Annotated in this window: 17 protein-coding genes; 10 read left to right on the forward strand and 7 right to left on the reverse strand. The window is 60.3% G+C overall.

Annotation, left to right across the window (positions count from 1 at the left end; all coding sequences use genetic code 11):
• Positions 1–34 precede the first annotated feature (34 nt).
• The 4 genes from prmC to U4Y90_RS32090 all read right to left on the reverse strand — a co-directional run bounded on the left by prmC (position 35) and on the right by U4Y90_RS32090 (position 4,351).
• Positions 35–871: a peptide chain release factor N(5)-glutamine methyltransferase gene (gene prmC / locus U4Y90_RS32075; protein WP_321800758.1), complete on the reverse strand. Its 837-nt coding sequence runs from the start codon at positions 869–871 to the stop codon at positions 35–37.
• Positions 868–1,950 (reverse strand): peptide chain release factor 1, encoded by a 1,083-nt coding sequence (gene prfA, locus U4Y90_RS32080; RefSeq protein ID WP_321800759.1) that lies wholly within the window; start codon positions 1,948–1,950, stop codon positions 868–870. The genes prmC and prfA overlap by 4 nt, the downstream gene beginning before the upstream one ends.
• Before the next feature lie 98 nt (positions 1,951–2,048).
• A complete protein-coding gene (gene hemA / locus U4Y90_RS32085; protein WP_321800760.1) occupies positions 2,049–3,344 on the reverse strand; it encodes a glutamyl-tRNA reductase in 1,296 nt (431 codons plus the stop codon).
• 188 nt (positions 3,345–3,532) lie between these two features.
• Complete coding sequence (locus tag U4Y90_RS32090; RefSeq protein ID WP_321800761.1) at positions 3,533–4,351, reverse strand: glycosyltransferase family 2 protein; 819 nt, start codon at positions 4,349–4,351, stop codon at positions 3,533–3,535.
• A gap of 373 nt (positions 4,352–4,724) precedes the next feature.
• On the opposite strand from U4Y90_RS32090, the gene U4Y90_RS32095 reads away from it, so the two are divergent.
• From U4Y90_RS32095 to U4Y90_RS32105, 3 genes are all read left to right on the forward strand, one after another.
• Complete coding sequence (locus U4Y90_RS32095) at positions 4,725–4,997, forward strand: hypothetical protein (RefSeq protein WP_321800763.1); 273 nt, start codon at positions 4,725–4,727, stop codon at positions 4,995–4,997.
• A gap of 126 nt (positions 4,998–5,123) precedes the next feature.
• Positions 5,124–6,911, forward strand: coding sequence for an aminopeptidase P family protein (locus tag U4Y90_RS32100; protein ID WP_321800813.1), 1,788 nt, complete (start codon positions 5,124–5,126; stop codon positions 6,909–6,911).
• 19 nt (positions 6,912–6,930) lie between these two features.
• Positions 6,931–7,554, forward strand: coding sequence for an HAD family phosphatase (locus U4Y90_RS32105; RefSeq protein WP_321800764.1), 624 nt, complete (start codon positions 6,931–6,933; stop codon positions 7,552–7,554).
• Positions 7,555–7,572: 18 nt separating this feature from the next.
• On the opposite strand, the gene U4Y90_RS32110 is transcribed toward U4Y90_RS32105, so the two are convergent.
• Both U4Y90_RS32110 and ettA read right to left on the reverse strand, forming a co-directional pair.
• A complete protein-coding gene (locus tag U4Y90_RS32110; RefSeq protein WP_321800765.1) occupies positions 7,573–8,700 on the reverse strand; it encodes a DUF748 domain-containing protein in 1,128 nt (375 codons plus the stop codon).
• A gap of 131 nt (positions 8,701–8,831) precedes the next feature.
• Positions 8,832–10,499 carry an energy-dependent translational throttle protein EttA gene (gene ettA / locus U4Y90_RS32115; protein WP_321800766.1) on the reverse strand — a complete coding sequence of 556 codons (1,668 nt, stop codon included), beginning with the start codon at positions 10,497–10,499 and terminating at the stop codon, positions 8,832–8,834.
• A gap of 331 nt (positions 10,500–10,830) precedes the next feature.
• Between ettA and U4Y90_RS32120 the strand changes: the two genes are divergently transcribed.
• The 7 genes from U4Y90_RS32120 (at position 10,831) to U4Y90_RS32150 (ending at position 18,205) form a co-directional block, all read left to right on the forward strand.
• Positions 10,831–11,730: a LysR substrate-binding domain-containing protein gene (locus tag U4Y90_RS32120; protein WP_321800767.1), complete on the forward strand. Its 900-nt coding sequence runs from the start codon at positions 10,831–10,833 to the stop codon at positions 11,728–11,730.
• A gap of 99 nt (positions 11,731–11,829) precedes the next feature.
• The gene (locus tag U4Y90_RS32125) at positions 11,830–12,129 is read left to right on the forward strand and encodes a 2Fe-2S iron-sulfur cluster-binding protein (RefSeq protein WP_321800768.1); all 300 of its coding nucleotides are present in this window, start codon (positions 11,830–11,832) and stop codon (positions 12,127–12,129) included.
• A 152-nt stretch (positions 12,130–12,281) separates the two neighbouring features.
• Positions 12,282–12,986: a hypothetical protein gene (locus U4Y90_RS32130; RefSeq protein ID WP_321800769.1), complete on the forward strand. Its 705-nt coding sequence runs from the start codon at positions 12,282–12,284 to the stop codon at positions 12,984–12,986.
• Positions 12,987–12,999: 13 nt separating this feature from the next.
• Entirely contained in the window at positions 13,000–14,379 is a 1,380-nt protein-coding gene (locus U4Y90_RS32135) for an ATP-grasp domain-containing protein (protein WP_321800771.1), read from the forward strand.
• 14 nt (positions 14,380–14,393) lie between these two features.
• Positions 14,394–15,743 carry a biotin carboxylase gene (locus U4Y90_RS32140; protein WP_321800772.1) on the forward strand — a complete coding sequence of 450 codons (1,350 nt, stop codon included), beginning with the start codon at positions 14,394–14,396 and terminating at the stop codon, positions 15,741–15,743.
• 11 nt (positions 15,744–15,754) lie between these two features.
• Positions 15,755–16,996 carry an ATP-grasp domain-containing protein gene (locus tag U4Y90_RS32145; protein WP_321800774.1) on the forward strand — a complete coding sequence of 414 codons (1,242 nt, stop codon included), beginning with the start codon at positions 15,755–15,757 and terminating at the stop codon, positions 16,994–16,996.
• Between the two features lie 6 nt (positions 16,997–17,002).
• On the forward strand, positions 17,003–18,205 hold the full coding sequence (locus U4Y90_RS32150; protein WP_321800776.1) for an MFS transporter: 1,203 nt from the start codon (positions 17,003–17,005) through the stop codon (positions 18,203–18,205).
• Positions 18,206–18,297: 92 nt separating this feature from the next.
• On the opposite strand, the gene U4Y90_RS32155 is transcribed toward U4Y90_RS32150, so the two are convergent.
• Positions 18,298–18,600, reverse strand: coding sequence for a DUF3761 domain-containing protein (locus U4Y90_RS32155; protein WP_321800777.1), 303 nt, complete (start codon positions 18,598–18,600; stop codon positions 18,298–18,300).
• Positions 18,601–18,714 lie beyond the last annotated feature (114 nt).

Genomic DNA, 18,714 nt, shown 5'->3' on the forward strand with positions numbered 1-18,714 from the left:
ATTTCGCTGTCCCGGGCTGACGACGGCATTGTGCTCAGGCCGTGAACACTCCGCCCGAGCAGCGTTCGATGCCGGCGAGATCGCGCATCGAGCGTACGTCCGTGAAGCCGCGCGCCTCCAGCAACGCGCGCACGGATGCCGCCTGATCATAGCCATGCTCCAGCCAGAGCGCGCCGTTGTTTGCGAGCAGAAACGGCGCTGTCTCGATGATCGTGCGGATCGCGGATGAACCGTCGGCGTCGTCGGTGAGTGCGCCGCGCGGTTCGAAGCGCAGGTCGCCCTGCTCCAGATGCGGGTCATCGCTGGCGATGTACGGCGGATTGCTGACGATCGCTTCGAACAGCAGCGACGGATCGATGTTCGCGGTCCAGTCGCTTTCGATGAAAGCCAGCGGGCCGCCTGCGCGCTTTGCGTCCAGCAGACGTCGCGCATTGCCGCGCGCGACATCGAGCGCTTCGATCGACCGATCCACGGCCCACACGCGCGCATCGTGACGCGCATGCCCGATCGATACCGCGATCGCGCCGGTTCCCGTGCCGAGATCCAGCACGCGCGGGTTGGCGGCATCGGCGATGGCTTCGAGCGCGAGTTCCACGAGCAATTCGGTTTCCGGCCGCGGGATCAGCACGTCCGGCGTCACGCTGAATTCGAGGCCGAAGAATTCTCGCGTGCCGGTCAGTTGCGCGATCGGCTCGCCCTTCAGACGTCGCGCGGCAAGCGCTTCGAAACGCGCGACGGCATCCTGCGGCAGCACTTCACGATCGCGCGTGATGAGCTCCGTGCGCCGCCAGCCGAGCACATGCATCAACAGGACGCGTGCTTCGAGTTGCGGCAGCGCGCACGCCCGCAACAATGCGGCGGCATCGCTCACTCCGATTCTCCGAGCGCCGCGAGCTGCTCCGCCTGATGCTCGGATACGAGCGCGCCGATCAGTTCATCGAGATCGCCGTCCATGATGTATTCGAGCTTGTACAGCGTCAGGTTGATGCGGTGATCCGTCATGCGCCCCTGCGGAAAGTTGTAGGTGCGGATGCGCTCGGAACGGTCGCCCGAGCCGATCAGGCTCTTGCGCGTCGCGGCTTCCTTCGCGTGCTGCTCGTGGTACTGCTTGTCCTTGATGCGCGCGGCGAGCACCTTCAGCGCGCGATCCTTGTTTTTGTGCTGGGAACGATCGTCCTGACATTCGACGACGATGCCCGTGGGCAAGTGCGTGACGCGCACGGCCGAATCGGTCTTGTTGATATGCTGCCCGCCCGCGCCGGATGCCCGGAACGTGTCGATGCGCAAATCGGCCGGATTGATCACGACTTCGCTGATTTCATCGGCTTCCGGCATTACCGCGACCGTGCACGCGGACGTGTGGATGCGCCCTTGTGTTTCCGTCGCCGGAACCCGTTGTACGCGATGCCCGCCCGATTCGAACTTGAGCCGCGAATAGGCGCCTTGCCCCGCGATGCGCACGATCACTTCCTTGTAGCCGCCGAGATCGGACACGCTTTCCGACATCGTCTCGGCGGTCCAGCGATTGCGCTCCGCGTAACGCAGATACATGCGCAGCAAATCGCCCGCGAACAGCGCGGATTCGTCGCCGCCCGTGCCTGCGCGAATTTCGATGAAGATGTTGCGATCGTCGTTCGGATCCTTCGGCAACAGCATCGTTTGCAAGTCCCCTTCGATCTTCGTCATGCGCTCGCGCGCCTCGCCGATTTCCTCTTCGGCGAAATCACGCATCGACGGATCGGAGAGCAGGTCCTGCGCGGTGGCTTCGTCGGTCAGAGCCTGACGCCAGAGCGCGTATTGATCGACGATCGGGCTGATTTCCGCGTGTTCGCGCGTGAGTTTCCGATATTGGTCCATATCGGCGGTCACATCTTCGCGGCTCAACAGTTCGTTGAGATCGACCTGCCGTTTTGCAAGCTGGTCGAGCTTGCTTTGCATGCTCGTTTTCATCGGACGGAAATGACGCGGTCAGCGCCAGGAAATACTGCTGTCGGGGAAGCCGCCGCGCGAGCCGCGCGGAGCCTTTGAGAATAGCAAAGAGAAGGCCGCTAACGTTCCGACGAATCGGACGACGAGCCGTGCCGGTAAAAGCCACTCATCAGGTCGATGAGCTGGCCGCGCTCCTCGCTGCTCGCGCGATTGAGCGCGTGCGTGGGACCGTGAATCAGCTTGTTCGTAAGCGATTGCGACAGTGCTTCGAGCACGGCGGCGGGATCGTCGCCGCGCGCGAGCATCTTGCGCGCGCGCTCGACCTCGGCGCGGCGCAGCGCGTCCGCCTGCGTGTGCATGTGGCGGATGACCGGCACGATGCTGCGCGCATCGAGCCACTGCATGAAATTCGCGACGCGCGTCTCGATGATCGACTCGGCCTGCGCGACCGCCGCCTGACGCGACGCGTTGCCTTCGCGCACGATCGCGCCGAGATCGTCGACGGTGTAGAGAAACACGTCGTGCAGATTGCCGACTTCCGGCTCGATGTCGCGCGGCACGGCGAGATCGACCATGAAGATCGGCCGATGGCGGCGCGCGCGCACCGCACGCTCGACCGCGCCGAGACCGATGATCGGCAACGTGGACGCGGTGCAGGACACGATGATGTCGAACTCATGCATGCGCGCCGGCAGTTCGGAAAGCGGAATCGCGCGGCCGTTGAAGCGGCCGGCGAGCTTCTCGCCGCGTTCGGCCGTGCGGTTCGCGACGACCAGTTCGCGCGGATTTTGCGCGGCGAAATGGGTCGCGCAGAGTTCGATCATTTCGCCTGCGCCGATGAACAGCACGCGCTGGCTGGAAATATTCTCGAAGATGCGCTGCGCGAGGCGCACGGCGGCCGCAGCCATTGACACCGACTGCGCGCCGATTTCCGTCGTCGTGCGCACTTCCTTCGCGACGGCGAAGGTGCGCTGGAACAACTGGTTGAGATAGGTGCCGAGCGCGCCGGCTTCGGACGCGGTGCGCACCGCATCCTTCATTTGTCCGACGATTTGCGTTTCGCCGAGCACCATCGAATCCAGCCCCGATGCGACACGGAACGCGTGACGCACGGCTTCCGACTGCGGCAGCGCGTAGACGTGCGGCGCGAGTTCGGGAACCGGGATGCTGTGATACTTCGAGAGCCACTGGAGCGCGGCCTCACGGGCGGCGGAGTCGTCGGTGGCGCAGTAGAGCTCGGTGCGGTTGCAGGTCGAGAGGATCGCCGCTTCGGGCGACACCTTCGCGAGCGGGCCCAGCCAGATGTCCTTCAGCGCCCCTAGCGCGGGCTTCAACTGTTCGAGCGGAAACGCCACGCGTTCGCGCAGAGCGACAGGCGCAGTGTGGTGGTTGATTCCGATCGTGAGGAGCTGCATTGTTTTGGACTGATGCTTTGGGCCTAAGCCGATGGCCTTTCAGATAGCCCAATATTATAGCCTTTTGCGTATTTCTTCATTTATAGGTGGCATTTGGGGTGCGACCAGCCCGGAAACGGCGCAAACCTCCGCGCGACGTGGCATAGCTGCCGTTCGCCAGGGTTGCGTGTGACAGAAGGCCGCGCCGCTCAGCCGAAATATTTCGACAACTCGAGCGCCCGCGCTTGCAGAGCCTCGATGGGAAGATCTCCCGTTCGAAACGCCTGTTGCCGATTCTTTGCGCAATGTTCCTCCTCGAGAATTTCGATACGAGAGGCCGAGTCGTGATTCAGATGGAACAGCGACGAATTCGGGCCCGCGAGCGAATGCCAGCGCGCGCCGAGCCGGGTGGCGCGAAGAAACAAATCGTCGTCCTCGCCGCCCCAACCGATGAAGCTCGGATCCAGGCCGCCGATACGAACGAACACCGCGCGCTTGAACAGATTGATTGCGCCCGGCGTATTGAGGTACAGCATATTCATATCGTCCGGCAAATCACCTTCCATGAATGGGGCGAATTCGTCGAAATTTCCAGACTCGACGAACGACTTGCGCCGGCCGCCTGAAACATTCAATACGCGAGAAAAAGGACAGAGCACGTCGCTACCATCCCTGTCCATCAGGGCATCGACCGCCAATTTCATCATGTCGGGATTGGCAATCATGTCCGCATCGTGCAGGCAGATAATCGGGCTTTTCGCCATGAGCGCGCCGAGATTGACGAGTTTCGCTCTCGAAAAAGGGCCGGTGTCATGCACGAACAAGTGCCGGATTCTCGGATTGCCGAATTCCGTCCAACTGAACGTGGGCACGGCGTCAGCCTCGATCAGCCAGAGTTGATAGTCCGAATAGGTGCGGTCGAGATGACGCAGAACGCCGCGCAGATTGTCGCGCCGCTCCTGGCTGGAACCGCGATACGTGATGATCAGTTCGAGTCCGCGCAGCGAAATCAGATTGGTTTCGGGCATTTTGAAATCGATATCCTTGAAATCGCCATCGAGAGCACGATTAACGAAACAGGCAAAAGCGTGTAGCCGAAGTTCGCTTTTTGCGGCGATTATTACGATCGCGCCGAGAAGACGAAAAAAGGCCGATATTCCAGAAATCATAGCAGTGGAATACCGCGCTGGAATTCGGAGAATTCATAGAATCATCTCAGCGTGAAAGCCACTTTCCGTTGGCTTTCGCGAGTTCCGGGCTGAGCTCTTTCAGAGCCTTGCGCTCGCAGAATCAGGCCCCTAAACTCAACCGCTACGTCCCGTCGAGAATTGCCGAAGCCATGCCCATTCCCCGAAATGCCCCAATTTCCCAGAAACAGGCTTTGGCGGAGTCCTGTCGCTGATGGGCTGGACCGGACTGATTTTCCTCGGCGCGGTCATCGGCGCGACGGGTTGGTGGCTGCATCCGCTGCGGCGTGCGGGGCGTGTCGCGCGCGGTCCGGCGGGATATATCTGGACGGCCATCGCCGCTGGCATACTGGCGACGATCATCGCGCGCATGCTCGGCAATATCGTCGACGTGTACCACGACGGCGATACGCTCGAATGGCTGGCTTGCGCGGTCTTCGCGCTGCTCGTAGTGACCACGACGGTCGGGCTGGCGGCGCGCCGCTGATCTCTTTTTCTGGCGCGCAGCGGGCGATCCTCGCCACGCGTCGTGCTCTTCGCGCCCCACGCGGGCTTTCAAGCAGGTGACTTCATGAACGATCGCATTGCAGATTCAGCCATTCCGGAGCCCGCGATGTTCGCGCGGCGCATCGAGTCGTTGCGCGGCCAGATGGCGCTCGAAAAGCTCGCCGCCGTGCTCATTCCGTCGGCGGATCCGCATCTTTCCGAATATCTGCCCGAGCGCTGGCAGGGGCGGCAATGGCTCTCGGGCTTCACGGGTTCGGTCGGCACGCTCGTGGTGACGGCGGATTTCGCGGGTGTCTGGGTCGACAGCCGTTACTGGACGCAGGCCGAAACGCAACTCGCGGGCACCGGCATTGTGCTCATGAAGATGATGGGCGGCCAGCAGACCGCGCCGCACGTCGAATGGCTCGCGGAGCACGTGGCGACGGGTGCGACCGTCGCGGTCGACGGCAGCGTGCTCGGCGTCGCGGCGGCGCGCGCGTTGTCCGATGCGCTCACCGCGCGCGGTATCGTGCTGCGCACCGATCTCGACCTGCTGGATTCCGTGTGGCCTGCGCGCCCGGGTTTGCCCGACGCGCCCGTCTACGAACATGCCGCGCCGCATGCGAGCGTCGCGCGCGCGGACAAGCTCGCGCAAATGCGCGACACGATGCGCGCGAAGGGCGCGCAATGGCACTTCGTTTCCACGCTCGATGACCTCGCGTGGATTTTCAATCTGCGTGGCGGCGACGTGAGCTATAACCCGGTTTTCGTCGCGCACGCGCTGATCGGTCTCGATGGCGCGACGATCTTCGTCGCCGACGGCAAGGTTCCGGCCGCGCTCGTCGAATCGCTTGCACGCGACGGCGTGCGCGTCGCGCCCTATGCCGCCGCGCCCGAATCGCTCGCGTCGCTGCCCGCCGGCTCGACGCTGCTGATCGATCCGCGCCGTATCACGCACGGCCTGCTCGAGCGAGTGCCTGCGACGGTGACGATCGTCGAGGCGGTGAATCCATCGACGTTCGCCAAGTCGCGCAAGACCGCGGCTGAAGCGGAGCACATCCGCGCGACGATGGAGCAGGACGGCGCCGCGCTCGCCGAATTCTTCGCGTGGTTCGAAGAGGCGCTCGGGCGCGAGCGCATCACCGAACTGACCATCGACGAGAAGCTGACCGCCGCGCGCGCGCGCCGGCCGGGCTTCGTCACGTTGAGCTTCGGCACGATCGCCGGTTTCAACGCGAACGGCGCGATGCCGCACTACCGCGCGACCGAGGCGTCGCACGCGGTGATCGAAGGCAACGGCCTGCTGCTGATCGATTCGGGCGGCCAATATCTGAGCGGCACGACGGACATCACGCGCGTGGTGCCGATCGGCGTGATCACGGCGGAGCACAAGCGCGATTTCACCGTCGTGCTGAAGGGCACGATGGCGCTCTCCCGCGCTCGCTTTCCGCGCGGCATTCGCTCTCCGATGCTCGATTCGATCGCGCGTGCGCCGATCTGGGAAGCGGGCGCGGATTACGGCCACGGCACGGGGCACGGCGTCGGCTACTTCCTGAACGTCCACGAAGGCCCGCAGGTGATTTCGCACTATGCGCCCGCCGAATCGTGGACAGCGATGGAAGAGGGCATGATCACGTCGATCGAGCCGGGGATTTATCGGCCGGGCAAGTGGGGCATCCGCATCGAGAATCTCGTGATGAATCAGGCGGCGGGCAAGACCGAATTCGGCGATTTCCTCGAATTCGAAACGCTGACGTTGTGCCCGATCGATACCCGCTGCATCGACTTGTCGCTGTTGCGCGAGGACGAGCGCGCCTGGCTCAACGCGTATCACGAGACGGTGCGTCGCCGGGTGTCGCCGCATGTGTCGGGCAAGGCGCTGGCGTGGCTCGAAGCGCGAACGAAGGCGATTTGATCCCCGGGAGCCGCGAACAATGACCATCAAGGCAGTCGTATTCGATTTCGGCGGCGTGCTGATCGACTGGAATCGCGAGTATCTCTACAAGCATCTGATTCCGGACGAAACCGAGCGGCGCTGGTTTCTCGACAACGTCTGCAAGATGGATTGGGTCGTGCAGCAGGACGGCGGGCAGACGATCGAGGAAGGCACCGCCGAGCTGATCGCGGTCTATCCCGAGCACGAAACGCTGATCCGCGCGTTCTACGCCCGCTGGCCGGAAATGGTGTCGGGCGTGCTGGAAGCGGGCGTCGCGCTCGTCGACCGGCTGGAGGCAGCGGGCGTGCCGCTTTTCGGCCTCACGAACTGGTCGGCCGAGACGTTTCCCTACGCGTGGGAGCGCTTCGGCGTGCTGCGGAAGTTTCGCGAGATCGTCGTGTCGGGGCGCGTCGGTCTCGTGAAGCCCGATCCGCAAATTTTCGGCTTGATGCGCGCGGAAATCGAACGGCATCTGCCGGGCATCCGGCCGAACGAGCTCGTGTTCATTGACGATAACCTCAACAATGCGCAAGCCGCGACCGCGCTCGGCTGGCACGGCGTGCACTACACCGGCGCGCTCGACACCGAATCGAAGCTGCGCGCGCTGAATCTGCCGCTCTGACGCATCGAAGGCGACGCGCTACTGCCCCAGCAGGTTCTTCAGCGCGTTGCCGATTCCCCGCACCGTATCGCCCGCGCCGCGCACGACGCCTTCCGCGCTCACGCCGAGCGCCTTCGCGAAGCCCGCCGCAAGCTTCTTCGAGAGGCTTTCGCTCAGCGAAAACTTGGGATCGCGCAGGTCGCCGTCGAGCACGAAATCGAGCTTGATCTGCTCCTTGCGGTCCTTCAGTGCGGCGATCGCGGCCTTGGTGGGGATCGAGAGGAACGTGTCGAGCGCGTTGCCGGTATCGCTGATCTGCAGGTGATTCAGCGACAACGTTCCGGGCGCGTGGATGCGGTAATTCTTCACGGTCGCATCGATCGTCATGTCGATGGTGCCGCCCGTCACCGCCGCTTTCGCGCCCGCCTTCTTCAGCAGATAAGGATCGAGCGTCGCGACGTCGACGTTGCGCAGCGTCGCGCGCGTCTGCGAATCCTTGTTCGCGATGATCATCCAGCCGCTCCACGTGACGTTGCCAGTGTGCGACGGGCCTTTGATGGAGCCGGTCATCGAGAGCTCGGTGCGGTCGGTGAGCGCGGGCAGATGAATATGATCGACGGTGGCGCGCGCGTCGCCGATCAGCACGCGATAGGGCGGGTCCTGCACGGAGCTGTCGAAGAACTCCATCGCGCCGCGCTCGAACGACACGCGATCGATGAGCTTTTCCTCTCGCGCGTGTTCCTCGCGCTCCTTGCTGTCGGGGCTGGCGTCGGCTTCACGCGCGGTTTCCTTGAGGCCCGGCAGGATGCGCACGCGGCCGTCGGCGGAGCGCGCGATCGACAGATAGTAGTTGTCGACGCTGACGCTGCGCAGATGAATCGGCTTCGAGATGAGCGAATGCATGTCGACGTCGAGCACGATGCGCTCGGCGCGCATCGCGTCGCTGGCGGGCCAGTCTTTCGGTCCGCGAAGGCGCACGCGCGAGAGCGTGACGTGGCCGAAGCCGACGTCGATTTCCTCGACCGTTCCGTTCGGGCCGAGCGTCTCGAGGATGCGCTCCTTCATCTGATGCACGACGAAAAGCCAGCCGCCGATCACCAGGACGACGAGCGCCACGACGATCCCGATTGCCCAAAGCGCTCCCCGCTGCGCGCTCGATCCCGCCATCTGCGTGTGTCTCCCGTGCCGGCTTATTGAATACGCCGCTCGAAAAAGAAAGTGGCGACTGCGTCGTACACAGTCGCCACTTTTGTGCCTGATGTCGGTGCGCGCGCCCGCATAGGCTCTTTTGTCAGACGTTAGCGCGTGATCGGCTTGTAGCGCAGACGTTTCGGTTTCGCGGCTTCTTCGCCCAGGCGCTTGCGCTTGTCGGCCTCGTATTCCTGATAGTTGCCGTCGAAGAATTCGACATGCGAATCGCCTTCGAAGGCGAGGATGTGCGTGGCGATCCGGTCGAGGAACCAGCGATCGTGCGAGATCACCATCACCGAGCCGGCGAATTCGAGCAGCGCGTCTTCGAGCGCGCGCAGCGTTTCGACGTCGAGGTCGTTCGACGGTTCGTCGAGCAGCAGCATGTTGCCGCCCGCGATGAGCGTCTTCGCCAGATGCAGACGCCCGCGCTCGCCGCCCGACAGATTGCCGACGAGTTTCTGCTGGTCGCTGCCCTTGAAGTTGAAGCGGCCGATATACGCGCGCGACGGCGTTTCGTACTTGCCGACCGTGAGGACGTCCGCGCCGCCGGAGATTTCCTCGAACACGGTTTTATCGGCTGCGAGCGCATCGCGGCTCTGATCGACGTACGCGAGCTTGACCGTCGGTCCCTTGACGATTTCGCCCGAATCCGGCTGTTCCTTGCCGGTCAGCATGCGGAAGAGCGTCGATTTGCCCGCGCCGTTCGGCCCGATGATGCCGACGATCGCGCCCGCCGGAATCTTCATGTTCAAATTGTCGACGAGCAGACGGTCGCCGTACGCCTTGCTGACATTCTTGAACTCGATGACTTCATTGCCGAGCCGATCGCCGACCGGGATGAAGATTTCCTGCGTTTCGTTGCGCTTCTGATATTCCTGGCTGTTGAGTTCCTCGAATCGCGCGATACGCGCTTTCGATTTCGCCTGACGGCCCTTCGGGTTCTGGCGGACCCATTCGAGTTCTTTCTTGATCGCCTTCTGGCGCGCGGATTCGCTGGCTTCTTCCTGCTTCAGGCGGTCTTCCTTCTGATCGAGCCAGCTCGAGTAATTGCCCTTCCACGGAATGCCGTGGCCGCGGTCGAGCTCGAGAATCCACTCGGCGGCGTTATCGAGGAAGTAGCGATCGTGCGTCACCGCGACCACGGTGCCGGGATAGCGCGTGAGGAATTGCTCGAGCCATTCGACGGATTCGGCGTCGAGGTGGTTGGTCGGCTCGTCGAGCAGCAGCATGTCGGGCTTTTGCAAGAGCAGTTTGCAGAGCGCGACACGGCGCTTTTCGCCGCCCGACAGATGTTCGATCTTCGCGTCCCATGCGGGCAGGCGCAGCGCGTCGGCGGCGACTTCGAGCTGCTGCTCGGGGCTGCCGCCGTCGCTCGTCGCGAGGATGGCTTCGTATTTGGCCTGCTCGGCGGCGAGGGCGTCGAAGTCCGCGTCGGGTTCCGCGTAGGCGGCGTAGATTTCGTCGAGCTTCTTCTGCGCCTGGAAGACATCGCCGAGACCTTCTTCGACGGCCTGACGCACGGTCTGCTGCGGATCCAGTTGCGGTTCCTGCGGCAGATAGCCGATGTTCAGGTTGGGCATCGGTGTGGCTTCGCCTTCGATGTCCTTATCGACGCCGGCCATGATTCTGATGAGCGTGGACTTGCCCGAGCCATTCAGGCCGAGCAGGCCGATCTTCGCGCCGGGAAAGAACGAAAGGGAGATGTCTTTCAGGATCTGACGCTTCGGCGGGACGATCTTGCCGACGCGGTTCATGGTGAAGACGTATTGGGCCATGGATATCTATGTGAGTGCGTTGATCGATGAACAAGGACTGTGTTCCCTGCGACGCATATGCGTGCGATCAGCGGCCTTGCCGACGAGTTTTCGGCGCCGCCTCATTTCCCGATGGGAGGGTTTGAACGTTATTGTACGTCCGCGGCGTCGTCGGGTTCGCTGTCGCTACACCGACGGCTGAATCGCTCGTTGCAGTTCTCACGTCGGTATTGATGAAGCATCATGTTGACGTCAGGTCTGCGGTCGTCGCCTGAACACATCGTAATCGTATTTTTCGTTGCCACACATGCATTTTTCTGACGCGCCCCTGACTCACGATTTACCTCCGCTCATGGCGTTGCGCGCCTTCGAAGCCGTAGCGCGCCACTCGAGTTTCATCCGCGCCGCGGCAGAACTCGCTGTAACGCAAAGCGCGATCAGTCATCAAATACAAAAGCTCGAACAGCACCTCGGCGTGTTGCTTTTCATTCGCCGCACGCGAAGCATCGAACTTACTCCAGCAGGCAGTGCGTACTACGCCAAGGTCCGCAGGGCGCTCGAATGGATCGCGGATGGTACGCGACAGATTCGCGACGCAAAGACACAAAAAAACCCACTGAAAGTCAGTCTGCTCTCATCGTTCGCAACTCACTGGCTGGCGCCTCGTCTGGCTGCCTTCAGCGCCGACCATCCCGACATTTCTCTGCACTTGATGCCGTCGATCGAATTGGCGAATGTCGGTTCCGGCACAGCAGATGTGGCGATCCGGTACGGGACGGGCGGTTGGCCGAACGTTCAGTCGTCGTTTCTGATGCGCGAACGCTTGTCGCCGGTCTGCAGTCCGGAGTATCTGGCAGCGCACGGCCCTTTCACGAATTCGATTGAACTGAGCAAGGGGCCCTTGCTCATGTCTTACGCGCCGCATCATTTCGAATGGGATGCCTGGTGCAGCCACTTCGGATGTGATCTGACGAACGCTCCGAGGCTCATGCTCCATGACTACAACATCGTTCTGGAGGCTGCAGCTGCGGGCCAAGGTATTGCCATGGGACGGCACCGTCTGATCGAACGGCGGCTGGCCGCTCGAGCGCTCGTTGAAGCTATGCCCGATTCAAGATATGAAGGGACGATCGGATATTGGTTCGTGACGCCAGGTGGCCCGTTGCAGGAAAACACTGAACGGTTCCTGAATTGGATGCGAGAGGCAGGAAAAAGAGACGTGCTCGTGCCTGCGGCACGACGCGATAGATGAGGTAAATCGATGCATTGAATTCAAATTTTTGATTTGTCAATACGCGTGCTGTTTGATTAGGATTGCTTTGTGTTTGGGGGAATTTAAAGAAGACTGATTTTGCAGACATTCAAGTTGACGTTTATGCCGCAGAGGCGCGAAGTATTTCTTCCTGTCGATAGCTCTTTGGTCGAGCTTGAATTCGAACTGCATGGTCATGAAGCAATCGCTTTCGGTTGCCGATCGGGCGCATGCGGCGCATGTGTGATTGAAGTACTGAGCGGCGACGATGCGCTCGGTTCACGCGGGGCTGCTGAAGAAGCCTTTTTAATAAATCTGGGTTTTTCTGGCGAGCACTTTCGGCTCGCGTGTCAGTGTCGAATCTCTGGCGATGTCACAGTCTCAGCGGCCAAGCGTTGACGCGCGAACCCAGAACCGATAACGGCATAAATCGGCTACACGTTCTCGATGAATCAAGTCGGCGCGTCGATCGGCTTTTCATTGGTATCTCAGGAGGCAATAAAGTGTCAAATCGTGTCAAACATGTTGGGTTGGAGCATAGAACACCATATTTGAGTGCCGCCGCCTCGGCGCACTTGCGTTCGGAGATCGATTCGCTGATTGATCGTCAGATCGATCAATGGTATGAAACCGTGCCGTATGCCGCGCATCTCGAGGGAAAATCTGTGGACTCGGAATACTACCAGCGCCATCTTATCGAGACGGCATGGCGAATCCGGCTCCTGCGCGTATCAGAGTCTAAAGCGCTGGCTGAAATTGCCAAGCGTAGCCCAGAAGCAGCGCAGGTCTGGGCGAACTACGAACGGGAAGAAATGCTGCATGACGAATTGTTCATTCAGGATCTGGCGCGTGCCGGCGTCTCTCGCGAGCAATTTCTGGCGACTGAGCCCTACCTGTCGACCAAGCTGCTGACCGGCTTTTTTTCCTATCTTCTGGATCACGAAGGCCCGTTGGGTGTGGTCGCGTATTCTTATCTTGTCGAGTATGTCAACGTCAAGCTCGAGCCCAGAAAGCTTCAGGCGCTGAAGGAGTCGGTGGGCGAGGCGAAGATTGTCGGGCAGGTCTCGCACTCCCACACCGACATCAATGACGACCACCCCGGAGAGGTATGGCAGGCTCTTCGTCATCTCATTCGAAGCGACGAAGACGTGCAGAATCTGAAGCGCTACCTTGCCGAACATCAGGCCGTGCTGGCGCTGTACTTCAAGGAACTTCACGACGACAAGATCCTGAACACGCAGCTCAAGGTAGCGTGAGGGAGGCGCGGTGATGACGAATGGCGGCGTTTTACTTCTCAGCCACTGTGGCTTTTCCTTTATGGAGGATCTCGTCGCCGCGCTCAACGCGCGCGGCTTGCGCAGCTTCGTGCTGTCGTCATCGCCGTTGCCGGAGCAGGCGGAGAAGCGGCTCGAAGCACTGTCTCGCATGAGCGCTCGGCTCATCACGACGAAGGCGGGTGAGCTGACTTGGGACGATGTCGGCGGGATGCTTCGGGAACTGCAAGAGAGCGGTGAGCGCGTTTTAGCTTGCATCACTGTCTGGGAGGGATATCGCGAACTGATGGCGCGAGCTAATACCGAGCTTGGTGTCCTCGATCTTGCTGCCGATCAAGTGAGCCAGCTTCGCGACAAACTCAGCTTGCGCAACAGGTTGGCTCAAGCAGCCCTCTCGAACGCGCGGGCAGTTGCGCTGACTCAAAAGAATTTCGAAGCGTTGAAGTCCGATGCACGGCGCTATTTCATCAAGCCTGTGTGCGGAATTGCTTCCTATGCAGCGTTCTCGCTACGTCCCGATTTTGAATGGAGCACATTGGAGCGCATTTCGAGCGAGGCTAAGAACGACCGAATATATCGGTCGGCGTTCGGCTCCGATCTGACTTTCATGGCTGAAGATTTCGTACCCGGGCGGGAATTCAGTTTCGAATTGCTTGTCGTGAATGGGCGGCTGCACGTATTGGCAATCCACGAAAAGTGCGAGCTGACAGAGACAGCCGGCACAGTGCTAGAAGACTGTTGCATTAGCCCACCGGTTTCCATCGATTCCGACGCGTGCGCAGCTGGAATTGATTGGGTGAATAGAGTCTTCAGGGAACTTGGGCTTCGATGGGGATGCTTTCATTTCGAGGCTCGGTATGACGGTGCGCGATGGGACTTGATCGAAATAAATCCACGCGTCGGCGGATGTCTGATATCGCCGAGCGTGCAAGCGCTGAACGGTGTGGCCAGCATGCTGGAATTGTGGCTTGATCTGCTGATGGCGTCGGCAGATGAAGATTCGGTGGTGCTCGCTGAACTTGAACGCACAGTCGAAACGCTGTCGTACCGAGCGAACGGAATGCCACCGAGTCATTACGCAACGTTCTTCCGTGCCTACTTTGCAAAGCCCGGAAAGCTGGAGTCAGTCGATCTGCGTGAGATCGAGCCCGTACCGATCGTGCGCCAACTATTTCTCAAGCCAGGCGACGAGATTGCCGAATCTTCCCGGGAAGTCTTTCTTGGTCAGATGCTATGGCGCGTTCCATTCAGTGAATACAAGTTGCAACTGCCTGACCTCATACGTGTATCCGCGCGAGCTGTCGAAGTGCGCTATGCCGCAGATGGCTTGGCGAATGCCGCAACGTACAACGAAGTCATCGAGAAAACGCTATGAACGGATCTCGCAAAATGCTGCTGATCATTGACTACAACCTTTCGCGTGTTGCAGACGTGGCTCATATGCGCGACCGCGCCCGCCACCATCACGGCGCGGACACCATTCTCATTCGGGCGAACCCCGGAAACGCGGACGCGCGATTGTGTGATCACTTGATCGCTGTCGATCCTCTAGCGCACGATTTCGTCGATCGAGCGTATGAAGCCCTCACACCTTGGCTGAGTCACATCTGCGGCGGAGTTGTATTTTCGGATAACGCCGTTCGAAGTGGTGCAGCGCTGCTTGAGCGCATAGGCGTGAAAGTGGATTCTGCGGCGCTGGCCCTAGGCGCATTTAGCAAGCTTGAATACAGACGTTGCGAAGCTCGTTGTCACGACCTGTTCGCGTCTCAGAGAGTCTTGGCGCCCGATTGCGTATCGATCGACTCTCTCGATGAACTCCGAAGCTTTTCGCAACTGCACCCGGAAGGATTTGTCGTGAAGCCGTCCTGCGAAGGCAATAACCGTGGCGTCGTGCTTGTTCAGCCCGGTGATGATTTGCCGCGGGTCTTCGACGAAGTAGCACCTTACCTCGCGGCAGGCGTTATTTGCGAGCAACTCATTCCATATCAAAGGGAATTTTCGTTCGACGGAGTCGGCGGACTGTCGTTTGCGACGGAAAAGGTAAGTGCCGCAGGAAGATACCCGGTTGAAGTCGCGCAAGTGGTGCCGGCCCGCATCACGCAATCCGCATACGAAACGTTGCGACGCGCAGGAGAACTTGCGAACTGGCTCGTCGGGCAACGAGATGGTCCGTTCCACAACGAGGTCAAGTTGAGTGATGACGGCATGTTCGGCGCGGTGGTCGAGCCCAATCGTCGTCCTGCAGGAATGAGGATTTGGACGCTCGCGGCGTTGGTGTATGGAGTCGATTTCTATCACCTGTGGGTCGACTCCGTGCTCGGCAACGAGTCCAAGCCTTCAGGATTGAAGCCGACTTGCCAAGCGGCCACGGTCATGCTTGGCGTGAAGCGCGATCGTTGGTTTGCGCCCTCGGATCTGGCGAGTGGCGATGAATTGTTCCAGGCAACACTCAGGCAGACCGCGAGGCGCTACGGATTGAACGAGGACGTGTTACGACCAATCGAATTCTCTTGGCTCAGCTTGGAAAGGCGGCGAGTGCCTTCTGTGCCGCGCGACAACAGCGATTTTGTTGCTCACGCATGCATAACGCTTCACGCGCTCGATTGCGATATCGGCGAGATCGTTTCTGGTTTGCGCGAAGATTGGTCCGCCGCATTGGAAAAGGCAGCGTTCTCAGAGCTTTCGACCGATTCTGACGTCATGCACCAAACTGGTGATCAGGCGCGAGTCGGCGTCTAAAGGAGCAGCCAGTGAACGTTTTGATTCTGCATCGAATTCCTTACCAAAAGATCGATTATCACCGAGGCATCGACCATGAACGACATGAGGTGACCTATTTCGGCAAGAAGGAGGCACTCGCAACAATTCCACTGGGGCTACGTTGCAAGATGATCGAACGACCGGGTGCGGCGTCTGCGTTCGAAGAAGGACGCAGTTGGCTCGGCGCGAGTCCGCAACAAATCGACCGCATAATTTCACTGTCGGAATACGAATTGCTAGACGCAGCGTACCTCAGGGAATGGCTCGGCGTTCCCGGGGCCGAGGTCAGTCAGGTATCGCTGGCGCGCGACAAGATGCTCATGAAGGAAGCAGTGTCACAGGCCGGACTCCGCGTCCCGGGATTCGTCTCTCTGCCAGACTTTCTCGCATCGGACGGCCACGCGTCTTGGAGAGGGAAGACAGTGCTGAAACCTCTTCTTGGCGCTTCAAGCGAAGATGTCGTTGTATTTTCAGGTCCGAACGATGCCTTCGCGGCCATCGCTGCGGGGCGCTCGGGTGCCGCTCAATTGGATAGTACGCGGAGCCCAAGCAACTACGAAGTCGAAGAGTTCATTGAAGGCGCAATTCTGCACTTCGATGGGTTGGTGCATCGCGGCTGTCTGCTGGCGATGACAGCGAGTGAATACATCGGAACCTGTCTCTCCTTTGCGAATGGAGAACCGCTCGGTTCCTATCACTATCCGTTCACGGACGCGGAGCGGCAATGGGTCCAGCGCGTCCTAAGTGCGACGGCCATCCATAACGGCAGTTTTCATTTGGAAGCCATCCGACATGGCCCAGAGTTGGTGTTTTTGGAAATCGCCAACCGCGCGGGAGGTGCGGACGTGGTCAGAACGTTTGAACTGGCGACGGGAATACACCTTCCGACGCACGAATTGCGGATTCTGATTGATGAACCCTACAACGTGCTGGAACACTCGATATCGAACGGCCGCTGGCACGGATGGTTCGTCTTCCCTGGGCATCATTTGAAAGAAGGAATGAATCGTGGGCTTGTCGGCGCCAATGAGTTCCGAGGAAATGAGGCCGTTGTTCATTGGCATGAACTCGATATCGGCGCTCCACTAGTACGAGATATTACTTACCAGTCACATGAGGTTCCTCTCGCGGGTGTCGTCGCCACTCGTTGCGCGGAAGACACCCGCGCGTGGATTGAAAGGCTGTTTCGTTCGGCCTCTTACCCATTCGAAACGCTGCAAGTCACAGCTTAACGTTCTATGACTCTGTTCTTACTTGCCACCTTTGTCTATCGATTTGCCAATGGCCTTCTGTTTCTCGCTGTCGCTTGGAGCCTCGTGCACTCAGCGAATGGCGGCGCGATGCCGCTGGCATTATCGGCAATCGGAGGCTTCTTGCCGGCGGTTGTGGCAGCGCCGTTCGCTCGTCGACTGCTCGAGCGGGTCGACACGCGCAAACTGACGCTGTGGGGAATCGCAGTATTGTGCCTTTGCGCACTTGTGTTCATGCCGGTCCTTCATGTGTCTTCTGCGCTGTTGGCAATAAATTTCCTTGTCCTGTCCGTATTCTTTCTTCTGGAAGGGGCATGGGATGCCTTGCTTGCCGCGATCGTGAAGCGTCTTCCACCCGTTGTGGGCGACAAATTGAATTCGCGTCAGAGCGCCGCGACGCAAGCCGGGCTGATGCTCGGCGGCCTGCCGATTGGTTTGCTGATTCAATACGGTGGGAGCGCAGCGCCGTTCCTTGCGTCGGCCGTGCTTTACGTCGTCACGCTGTCGCTTCTCACGCTGCCGGCTCTGCGCGACATCTCCGCCGGCAACAGGCACGCCGATTCGATCGAAAAGGCATCGCAGACGGAAGCCAACGTGGATGAGCATTCGACATCGCCCGCATGGACCACAGTCGTCGCGCTGGCGCTGATTTGGCCATGTCTTACCCTTGTAAATATGGCCGTGCCGCTCGTGGCCAATGCCCAAGGAAAAGGCACTGTCGAACATGCGGCATTAATCGATGCATCCATCGGACTCGGCATGGCGTGCATAGGCTTGCTGTACGAGAAGTTGATGCGATATTCCGCGCTTTTCCAGAAGTCCGCCGTTGTTACGGCTGCCGTTTTCATGCCCCTGCCGTTCGTAGCGTTGCTGACGATGCCGTATCGGCTTCCCGTTCTCTGTTCTGCCTTCTTCGTCTGCGGTATTGGCTTCGGTCTGTTGAGGGTCAGTTTGCGAAAGCAGCTCATCGCGACCCAGCCGGCGTATCGCGTGGGTCAGATCGTTGCATCGTGCAATGCCTACGGGTTTCCTGTTCTGGCGACCCTGGCGCTCCTTTACGCGCAAAGCTGGAAATCGGGTCCGTGGGTTCCTTTGGCTGCATTTCTCGCAACTGCGGTCATCGGTGTCCTGGCATTGTTCGGCGAGGTGGCAGGAGCGCGCACGCGGTCTGCAAGCCCGGGTGTTGGCTGATCCACGTTCAAGGTGTCGAGTCCGACCTGAGGTGCGTGTCTCTCGGATTCGGCCAATGCTCAGTCACGGTTTGTACCTGCCGGATTTCGCCGTTACTCCCAGTTCGCCACGCCGCCGTGTCGCGAGCAGGTGCCGCTGTGATGCTGGCTGAAACTGTAAGTGCCATCTCGGCATTGGGCGGTCGCGCCTGTGGGGACGGCACCCGAGCGCGTGTGCGCGGGTGAGTGTATGACATTGCCGTCGCGGTTCACGTAATGGCCGTGATTGTCGAGGCCGGACTCGTCGGGCTGCGGTTGATACTGGTATTGATAGCCGCGGTAGGCGAAGGCATCGTGCGTCCATACAGCACAAGTCGCGACGAGCGCGGTAATCGTGAACGCCCGAAGCGCGCTCATTGGCGCGTGTCTCAACATCTTCTTTGTCTCTCTCGTTGTTCTTATCTATCGCGCGTTGCCGCGCTGCCTCATCCGCACAAAAAAAAAGCGGAGTTCCCTTTATCGGGTACTCCG

Source organism: Caballeronia sp. J97 (assembly GCF_905220305.1).
Lineage (GTDB): Bacteria > Pseudomonadota > Gammaproteobacteria > Burkholderiales > Burkholderiaceae > Caballeronia.

What these genes read in the sequence shown, in the direction of transcription:
- prfA (WP_321800759.1), bottom strand. Translation starts at nt 1,950, where the DNA reads ATGAAAACGAGCATGCAAAGCAAGCTCGACCAGCTTGCAAAACGGCAG.
- hemA (WP_321800760.1), bottom strand. Translation starts at nt 3,344, where the DNA reads ATGCAGCTCCTCACGATCGGAATCAACCACCACACTGCGCCTGTCGCT.
- U4Y90_RS32090 (WP_321800761.1), bottom strand. Translation starts at nt 4,351, where the DNA reads ATGCCCGAAACCAATCTGATTTCGCTGCGCGGACTCGAACTGATCATC.
- U4Y90_RS32095 (WP_321800763.1), top strand. Translation starts at nt 4,725, where the DNA reads ATGGGCTGGACCGGACTGATTTTCCTCGGCGCGGTCATCGGCGCGACG.
- U4Y90_RS32100 (WP_321800813.1), top strand. Translation starts at nt 5,124, where the DNA reads ATGTTCGCGCGGCGCATCGAGTCGTTGCGCGGCCAGATGGCGCTCGAA.
- U4Y90_RS32105 (WP_321800764.1), top strand. Translation starts at nt 6,931, where the DNA reads ATGACCATCAAGGCAGTCGTATTCGATTTCGGCGGCGTGCTGATCGAC.
- U4Y90_RS32110 (WP_321800765.1), bottom strand. Translation starts at nt 8,700, where the DNA reads ATGGCGGGATCGAGCGCGCAGCGGGGAGCGCTTTGGGCAATCGGGATC.
- ettA (WP_321800766.1), bottom strand. Translation starts at nt 10,499, where the DNA reads ATGGCCCAATACGTCTTCACCATGAACCGCGTCGGCAAGATCGTCCCG.
- U4Y90_RS32120 (WP_321800767.1), top strand. Translation starts at nt 10,831, where the DNA reads ATGGCGTTGCGCGCCTTCGAAGCCGTAGCGCGCCACTCGAGTTTCATC.
- U4Y90_RS32135 (WP_321800771.1), top strand. Translation starts at nt 13,000, where the DNA reads ATGACGAATGGCGGCGTTTTACTTCTCAGCCACTGTGGCTTTTCCTTT.
- U4Y90_RS32140 (WP_321800772.1), top strand. Translation starts at nt 14,394, where the DNA reads ATGCTGCTGATCATTGACTACAACCTTTCGCGTGTTGCAGACGTGGCT.
- U4Y90_RS32150 (WP_321800776.1), top strand. Translation starts at nt 17,003, where the DNA reads ATGACTCTGTTCTTACTTGCCACCTTTGTCTATCGATTTGCCAATGGC.
- U4Y90_RS32155 (WP_321800777.1), bottom strand. Translation starts at nt 18,600, where the DNA reads ATGAGCGCGCTTCGGGCGTTCACGATTACCGCGCTCGTCGCGACTTGT.